The following is a 7,247-nucleotide window of genomic DNA, read 5'->3' as shown; positions in this document are numbered from 1 at the left end:
CGCGGCCAGCAGCTCGAGCTCCGCCGGCCGGCCGCTCATCCGCGACACCGCGGACGCCTCGCGCACCCAGCGCAGCCGCCACGGCAGCCAGCGCACCAGCAGCCAGCCGACCGGCAGGACGACGAGGACGACGGCCAGCACGGTGGCCAGCGTGGCGACGGCGTCCTGCGCGGACTGCCCGGCGCCGCTCACCGAGCCCCCGGCCTCGCCCAGCGCCTCGAACGGCGCGGACAGCTCGTCGCCGACCACGGGCACGTCCTCGGCCGCCGACGCCGCCGAGCCCATGCTGTCGGCCACCGAGCTCCCGAGGTCCTCCACCGCGCGGCCCGGCTCGGCCAGCACCAGCACCGCCCCGTGCACCACCCGCGCGACCAGCACCCACAGCGCCGCCCACGCGAGCACCCCGGCGTCGGCCAGGACCTGGACCAGCCGGCGGTCGGGGCGGGAGGCGTAGAGGCGCATCGGGGTGTCCTCCGGACGTGTGAGGGAACGCGGACCTGCGCCATCGTCGGCGCTGGACCGGGGTGCGGCAGCCCGGGCGCTGGCTAGGCTCCGGCCGGGTCGCCCCACCGGGCGGCCGTAGCAGCAGGACCCAGCAGCTGGCGCGGGCCGACGACCTCGGCGCGGTCGCACGGACGGGAGCGGATCGGATGCACGTCGGGGTGCCCCGAGAGGTCAAGAACAGGGAGTACCGGGTGGCGCTGACCCCGGCCGGGGTCACGGAGCTGACCCGGGCCGGCCACACGGTCCTCGTCGAGCAGGGCGCGGGAGAGGGCTCGTCCATCCCGGACGCCGACCTCGCCGCCGCCGGGGCGCGGATCGTCGGCAGCGCCGACGACGTCTGGGCCGACGCCGACCTGCTGCTCAAGGTCAAGGAGCCGGTCGAGGAGGAGTACGGGCGGCTGCGCGCCGGGCAGACGCTGTTCACCTACCTGCACCTGGCCGCCTCGCGGGCCTGCACCGAGGCGCTGCTCGCCTCCGGCACCACGGCGATCGCCTACGAGACCGTGCAGACGGCGAACGGCGCCCTGCCGCTGCTGGCGCCGATGAGCGAGGTCGCCGGGCGGATGGCCCCGCAGGTCGGCGCGCACAGCCTGGAGCGCGCGCACGGCGGCCGCGGGGTGCTGCTCGGCGGGGTGTCGGGCGTCTACGCGGCGAAGGTCGTCGTCCTCGGCGCCGGGGTGTCGGGCATGAACGCCGTCGCGATCGCCCTGGGGATGCAGGCCGAGGTCGTCGTCCTCGACCGGGACGTCGACAAGCTGCGCGCCGCCGACCGGATCTACCAGGGTCACCTGCAGACGGTCGCGTCCAACTCCTACGAGGTCGAGCGCGCGGTCCTCGACGCCGACCTGGTGATCGGCGCGGTGCTGGTGCCCGGCGCCAAGGCCCCGACCCTCGTGGGCAACGACCTGGTGAAGCGGATGAAGCCCGGGTCGGTGCTCGTCGACATCGCCGTCGACCAGGGAGGCTGCTTCGAGGACAGCCGGCCCACGACACACGACGAGCCGACCTTCCGGGTGCACGAGTCGGTGTTCTACTGCGTGGCGAACATGCCCGGCGCCGTCCCGAACACCTCGACGCACGCCCTGACCAACGTGACGCTGCCCTACGTCATGGCCCTGGCCAACCAGGGCACGCGGCCGGCGGTGACCGCCGACCCGGCGCTGGCCCACGGGGTCAACGTCGTCGCGGGCCAGGTCGTGCTGCCGGAGGTCGCCCAGGCGCACGGGATGAGCGCCGTGCCGTGGGAGGAGGTCCTGTCCTGACGACAGCGACGGGAGCACCGCCGTCGGCCGGGCCGGACGTCGAGCGGGTGGTCACCGGCTACCTCGACCACCTCGCCGTCGAGCGCGGCCTGGCGGCCAACACCATCTCCTCCTACCGCCGCGACCTCCGCCGCTACGTGCAGTTCCTCACCGGCGCGGGGGTGCGGGGCCTGGGCGAGGTGGCCGAGAGCGACGTCTCCGGTTTCCTCGCCGCGCTGCGGGCCGGCGACGACGAGCACCCACCGCTGTCGCCGACCTCGGCGGCGCGCGCGGTGGTCGCCGTCAGGGGGCTGCACCGCTTCGCGCTGCTCGACGGGCTGGTGCCCGGTGACGTCGCCGCCGAGGTGCGCCCGCCGTCCCCGGCCCGGCGGCTGCCCAAGGCGATCCCGGTGGAGGCCGTGGTCGCGCTGATCGAGGCGGCCGGCTCGGTCGAGGGCCCGCGCGGGCTGCGCGACCGGGCCCTGCTGGAGGTCCTCTACGGCACCGGCGCGCGCATCTCCGAGGCCGTGGGGCTGGCCGTCGACGACCTCGACCGCGGCCAGGCGGTGGTGCGGCTGGCCGGCAAGGGCGGCAAGGAGCGGATCGTGCCGGTCGGCAGCTACGCCCTGCGCGCCGTCGAGGAGTACCTGGTCCGCGCGCGGCCGGCGCTGGCCGCGGCGGGGAGGGGCGGCGTCCGCGGCGGCCGGCTGTTCCTCAACGCCCGCGGTGGGCCGCTGTCGCGGCAGAGCGCCTGGGTGATCCTGCGGACGGCGGCCGAGCGGGCCGGGGGAGCGGCGGGCCTCACCGCCGACCACGTCTCGCCGCACACGCTGCGGCACTCCTTCGCCACCCACCTGCTCGACGGCGGCGCCGACGTCCGCGTGGTGCAGGAGCTGCTCGGCCACGCCTCGGTGACCACCACGCAGGTCTACACGCTGGTCACCGTCGACAAGCTGCGGGAGGTCTACGCCAGCAGCCACCCGCGCGCCCTCAGCTGACGACGGCGGGGTGCTGCGGCTGGCACTTCTCGCCCACGCCGTCCGGGTGACCGGTCGGGACCCACGGCAACACTCGCCAGACCCGGCGTGTCCTCCCACGTCCCGCGCAGCGACCTCCCTACCCTCTGTGACGACCCGAGCGGACAGGACGGCTGCCCGCGGCCGGCACCGCCGGCAGGGCACCGGAGGAAGGGCGACTCATGGCGATCCGAGGAGACGCGGCCGGTCAGGCCTTCGCGCTCCCGGCCGAGAGCGGCAGCGTGATGGGCACGGAGATGGGTGCCGCCGCCTCGCGGCTGGACCCGGCCCGCGCGCGGCAGCACCGGCTCCCGGAGCCGCCGCCCCTCGAGCGGCACGGGCCGGCGCGGGTCGTCGCGATGTGCAACCAGAAGGGCGGCGTCGGCAAGACGACGTCGACGATCAACCTGGGCGCCGCGCTGGTCGAGTACGGCCGCCGGGTGCTGCTGGTCGACCTGGACCCGCAGGGCGCGCTGTCGGTGGGCCTCGGCGTGCCGGCCCAGCAGCTCGAGCGCACCGTCTACAACGCGCTCATGGAGCGGCGGACGACGCTGGCCGACGTCCGCGTGGGCACCGACGTGCCCGGCCTGGACCTGGTGCCCAGCAACATCGACCTCTCGGCCGCCGAGGTGCAGCTGGTCAGCGAGGTCGCCCGCGAGCAGACCCTGCTGCGCGCGCTGGACTCCGTGCGCGACGAGTACGACTACGTCCTCATCGACTGCCAGCCCTCGCTGGGCCTGCTGACGGTCAACGCGCTCACCGCCGCGCACGGCGTCATGATCCCGCTGGAGTGCGAGTTCTTCTCGCTGCGCGGGGTGGCGCTGCTGGTCGACACGATCGACAAGGTCAAGGAGCGGCTCAACCCCGAGCTGGAGATCTCCGGCATCCTCGCCACGATGTACGACTCGCGGACCGTGCACTGCCGCGAGGTGTTCAGCCGGGTGGTCGAGGCCTTCGGCGACACCGTGTTCCGGACGGTCATCCACCGCACCGTGCGCTTCCCGGAGACCACCGTCGCCGGCCAGCCCATCACCACCTGGGCGCCGACCTCCTCGGGCGCGGCCGCCTACCGCGACCTGGCCAAGGAGGTCATCGCACTGTGACCGAGCTCGCGAGGTCACCGATGGGAAGCCGACGTCGCGGAGCGCGTCCGACGAGCGCCGGCGAGGAGGTCGCGTGACCCGCCGTCCGGTCCTGCCCGGTGCCGCCGAGCTGTTCCGGCGCACCGACACCCCGCCGGCGGCGGAGGTCACCGAGCTGCCGAACCTGGCCTCGGCCACCACCTCCCCGTCGCTGCGCGGCTCGGCCCGGCGCGCGGCCGAGCCGACGGCCGAGGAGCCCGCCCCGACCGGCCTGACGCTGGTCCCCGGCGGTGCGCAGGCCGACCCGCTGGCCGCCTACCGCGCTCCCGCCGCGCCGCCGCCGTCCGCGCCCGGGGCCCGCACCCGCGGCAAGGCCGCCCGCCCGCCCGGCGGCGCACGCGCCCGGCACGACGAGAAGATCACCGTCTACATCTCCGCCGAGGAGCTGCTGGCGCTGGAGAGCGCCCGGCTGTCGCTGCGCGCCGAGCACGGCGTGGCCGCCGACCGCGGCCGGATCGTGCGCGAGGCGATCGCCGTGCTGCTGGCCGACCTGGCCGACAACGGCGACACGTCCGTGCTCGTCCGGCGGCTGCGCGGATGAGGCGCGCCTCTCGCGCGTGGATGGCGGGATCTGTCGGGGGCCGGCCGTAGCCTTGCGGTCCGTGAGCGGTGAGGGACGGGCGGTGGCAACGGCGGAGCGTGTCGCCGACGACGCGCCGCCGACCCGGTTCACCGTCCACCTCACCAACTTCGAGGGCCCGTTCGACCTGCTGCTGCAGCTGATCGGGCGGCACCAGCTCGACGTCACCGAGATCGCCCTGTCGGTGGTCACCGACGAGTTCATCGCCCACCTGCGGGCCATGGGCGACGAGCTCGACCTCGACCAGGCCAGCGAGTTCCTCGTCGTCGCCTCCACCCTGCTCGACCTCAAGGCCGCCCGGCTGCTGCCGGCCGCCGAGATCGAGGACGAGGACGACCTCGAGCTGCTCGAGGCCCGCGACCTGCTCTTCGCCCGGCTGCTGCAGTACCGCGCCTACAAGCAGGCCGCGGCCTTCCTGCGCGAGCGCGGGACCGGCGCCTCCCGCCGGTACGCCCGCGAGGTGCCGCTCGAGCCGCGCTTCGCCGAGCTGCTGCCCGAGGTGCTGCTCGGCGTCACGCCGGAGCGCTTCGCCGCCCTGGCCGCGAGGGCGCTCACGCCCAGGGAGCCGCCGACGGTCGGCGTCGGGCACCTGCACGCCCCACCGGTGAGCGTGGCCGAGCAGCTGCTCGCCGTTCGCGGCGCACTGCTCGGCGCAGGCACGCTGACCTTCCGTGCCCTGACGGGCGACTGCGGGACGACGATGGAGGTCGTCGCCCGCTTCCTCGCGCTGCTGGAGCTCTACCGGCAGCAGCGGGTCGTCTTCACCCAGCTGACGCCGCTCGGGGAGCTGCACGTGCGCTGGACCGGCCCCTCCGCCGTCCCCGTCGTCGCCGGCCTCGGGGACGGCGACCGGGAGGCGTCGTGACCGGCCCGGAGACCTCCCCCGACGGCGAGCGGGGCCCGATCTCCTGGGAGGCGCTGGCCGCCGAGCTGGCGGCCACCCGTGAGGAGACGGCGGGGCGTCCCGATGCCGACCCGTCGGTCTGGGACGCCGTCGCCGCGGAGCTGGCCGCCCGGGTGGCCGAGCGGCCGTCCCCGCCGGACGCCGAGCCGGCACCGGTGCCCGAGGAGCCCGAGCCGCCGGCCGGACCGGAGGCGCCCGCTGGTGCCGCGCCGCAGCCCGGACCGGAGCCCGACACGCTGTTCGAGCTGCCACCTCGGCCGGAGCCGGAGCTCGACCCGGCCGAGGTGCGCGGCGGGCTGGAGGCGCTGCTGTTCGTCGCCGACGGCCCGGTCGACGAGGTCACCCTGGCCGGCGCGCTGCGCTGCCCGCTCGGCCAGGTGCGCGCGGCGCTGCCCGGCCTCGCCGCGGACTACGACGCCCGCCGCGCCGGCATCACGCTGCGCCGGGTGGGGGACGGGTGGCGGCTCTACACCCGCGAGGAGTTCGCCCCCGTCGTCGAGCGGCACCTCGCCGACGGTCAGCGCACCCGCCTCACCCAGGCCGCGCTGGAGACCCTCGCCGTCATCGCCTACCGCCAGCCGGTGACCCGCGCGCGGGTGTCGGCGATCCGCGGGGTCGGCGTCGACGGCGTCATGCGCACGCTGCTCGCCCGCGGCCTGGTGGCCGAGGTGGGCACCGACCCCGACAGCGGCGGCGGGCTGTACGGCACGACGCCGCTGTTCCTCGAGCGGCTGGGCCTGACCGGCCTCGACGAGCTGCCGCCGCTGGCGCCGCTGCTGCCCGACGCGGCCAGCGTCGCCGCCGAGCAGCTGCCGGAGGCGTGAGCGCGACCGGGAAGGGGACGGCGGCGCGCGAGGACCGCTGGTCCCGGCGCCCCAGCGCCGTCCGTCCCGGGGTGGCGGGGTGGGAGACTGGACGGCGATGACCACCGCACCGCACCCCGACGAGCTCCCCGGCACCCCAGGCGGTGAGGGCTGGTCGGAGGACATGGAGCTCGCCCCGGCCCACCCCGGCGACCGCGGGCCCGCCGCGACGTCGGGAGAGCGGGAGGGGGAGCGGCTGCAGAAGGTGCTCGCCCGCGCCGGCGTCGGCTCCCGCCGCGTCTGCGAGGAGATGATCGACCGCGGCCGGATCAGCGTGAACGGCAGGACCGTCGAGGTGCAGGGCATGCGGGTCGACCCGGCCACCGACAAGATCGCCGTCGACGGGCGCCGGATCGAGCTGCGCGACGACCGCGTCACCTACGCGGTCAACAAGCCCTCCGGCGTCCTCACCGCGATGAGCGACGACCGCGACCGGCCCACGATCGGCGACATGGTGGGCGACCTCGCGCCCGGGCTGGTGCACGTCGGCCGGCTCGACCAGGACACCGAGGGCCTGCTGCTGGTGACCAACGACGGCGAGCTGGCCCACCGGCTGGCCCACCCCTCCTACGGGGTCAAGAAGACCTACCTGGCGCAGGTGTCGGGCTCGGTGTCCCGCGACGTGCACCGCCGGCTGCGCGCGGGCATCGAGCTCGAGGACGGCCCGGTCAAGGTCGACTCCTTCAAGGTCGTCGACACCCACGCCGGGCAGTCGGTGGTCGAGGTGGTCCTGCACGAGGGCCGCAAGCACATCGTGCGCCGGCTGCTGGCCGCGGTCGGCCTGCCGGTGTCGCGACTGACCCGCACCGCCGTCGGACCCGTGCAGCTGCAGCGGATGCGCAGCGGCTCGATCCGCCGGCTGACCCGGCAGGAGGTCGGGGCGCTCGAGGAGCTCGTCGGGCTCTGATCGCCCGGCCCGGCTCGGACGGGAGGAGGGCCCGGCCCGGACGGGTGTCGTCCGGCGTGGAGTCGGGGCGTCGTGGCAGGCGCGAGGTGG

General features: G+C 76.0%; 8 protein-coding genes. 7 read left to right on the top strand and 1 reads right to left on the bottom strand.

Features of this window, described 5'->3' with window-relative positions; genetic code table 11:
* A partial coding sequence (locus ABQ292_RS05625) for a hypothetical protein (RefSeq protein ID WP_369204105.1) occupies positions 1 to 462 on the bottom strand: 462 nt, incomplete at its 3' end.
* Positions 463 to 650: 188 nt separating this feature from the next.
* Between ABQ292_RS05625 and ald the strand changes: the two genes are divergently transcribed.
* The 7 genes from ald to ABQ292_RS05590 all read left to right on the top strand — a co-directional run bounded on the left by ald (position 651) and on the right by ABQ292_RS05590 (position 7,157).
* The gene (gene ald, locus ABQ292_RS05620) at positions 651 to 1,766 is read left to right on the top strand and encodes an alanine dehydrogenase (protein WP_369204103.1); all 1,116 of its coding nucleotides are present in this window, start codon (positions 651 to 653) and stop codon (positions 1,764 to 1,766) included.
* Complete coding sequence (locus tag ABQ292_RS05615; RefSeq protein WP_369204101.1) at positions 1,745 to 2,743, top strand: site-specific tyrosine recombinase XerD; 999 nt, start codon at positions 1,745 to 1,747, stop codon at positions 2,741 to 2,743. The genes ald and ABQ292_RS05615 overlap by 22 nt, the downstream gene beginning before the upstream one ends.
* A 200-nt stretch (positions 2,744 to 2,943) precedes the next feature.
* Positions 2,944 to 3,864, top strand: a complete 921-nt coding sequence (locus tag ABQ292_RS05610; RefSeq protein WP_369204099.1) for a ParA family protein — start codon at positions 2,944 to 2,946, stop codon at positions 3,862 to 3,864.
* 73 nt (positions 3,865 to 3,937) lie between these two features.
* Positions 3,938 to 4,444 (top strand): hypothetical protein, encoded by a 507-nt coding sequence (locus ABQ292_RS05605; protein ID WP_369204097.1) that lies wholly within the window; start codon positions 3,938 to 3,940, stop codon positions 4,442 to 4,444.
* Positions 4,445 to 4,505: 61 nt separating this feature from the next.
* Entirely contained in the window at positions 4,506 to 5,348 is an 843-nt protein-coding gene (locus ABQ292_RS05600; RefSeq protein WP_369204095.1) for a segregation and condensation protein A, read from the top strand.
* The gene (gene scpB, locus ABQ292_RS05595; protein WP_369204093.1) at positions 5,345 to 6,211 is read left to right on the top strand and encodes an SMC-Scp complex subunit ScpB; all 867 of its coding nucleotides are present in this window, start codon (positions 5,345 to 5,347) and stop codon (positions 6,209 to 6,211) included. Before ABQ292_RS05600 ends, scpB begins: the two co-directional genes overlap by 4 nt.
* A gap of 97 nt (positions 6,212 to 6,308) precedes the next feature.
* Positions 6,309 to 7,157, top strand: a complete 849-nt coding sequence (locus ABQ292_RS05590) for a pseudouridine synthase (RefSeq protein WP_369204091.1) — start codon at positions 6,309 to 6,311, stop codon at positions 7,155 to 7,157.
* Positions 7,158 to 7,247 lie beyond the last annotated feature (90 nt).

This window comes from Geodermatophilus maliterrae, assembly GCF_041018925.1.
In the GTDB taxonomy this organism is placed as follows: domain Bacteria; phylum Actinomycetota; class Actinomycetes; order Mycobacteriales; family Geodermatophilaceae; genus Geodermatophilus; species Geodermatophilus maliterrae.
Note: the sequence above shows the minus strand (reverse complement) of the source record. Positions and strands in the feature narration are given on the sequence as shown.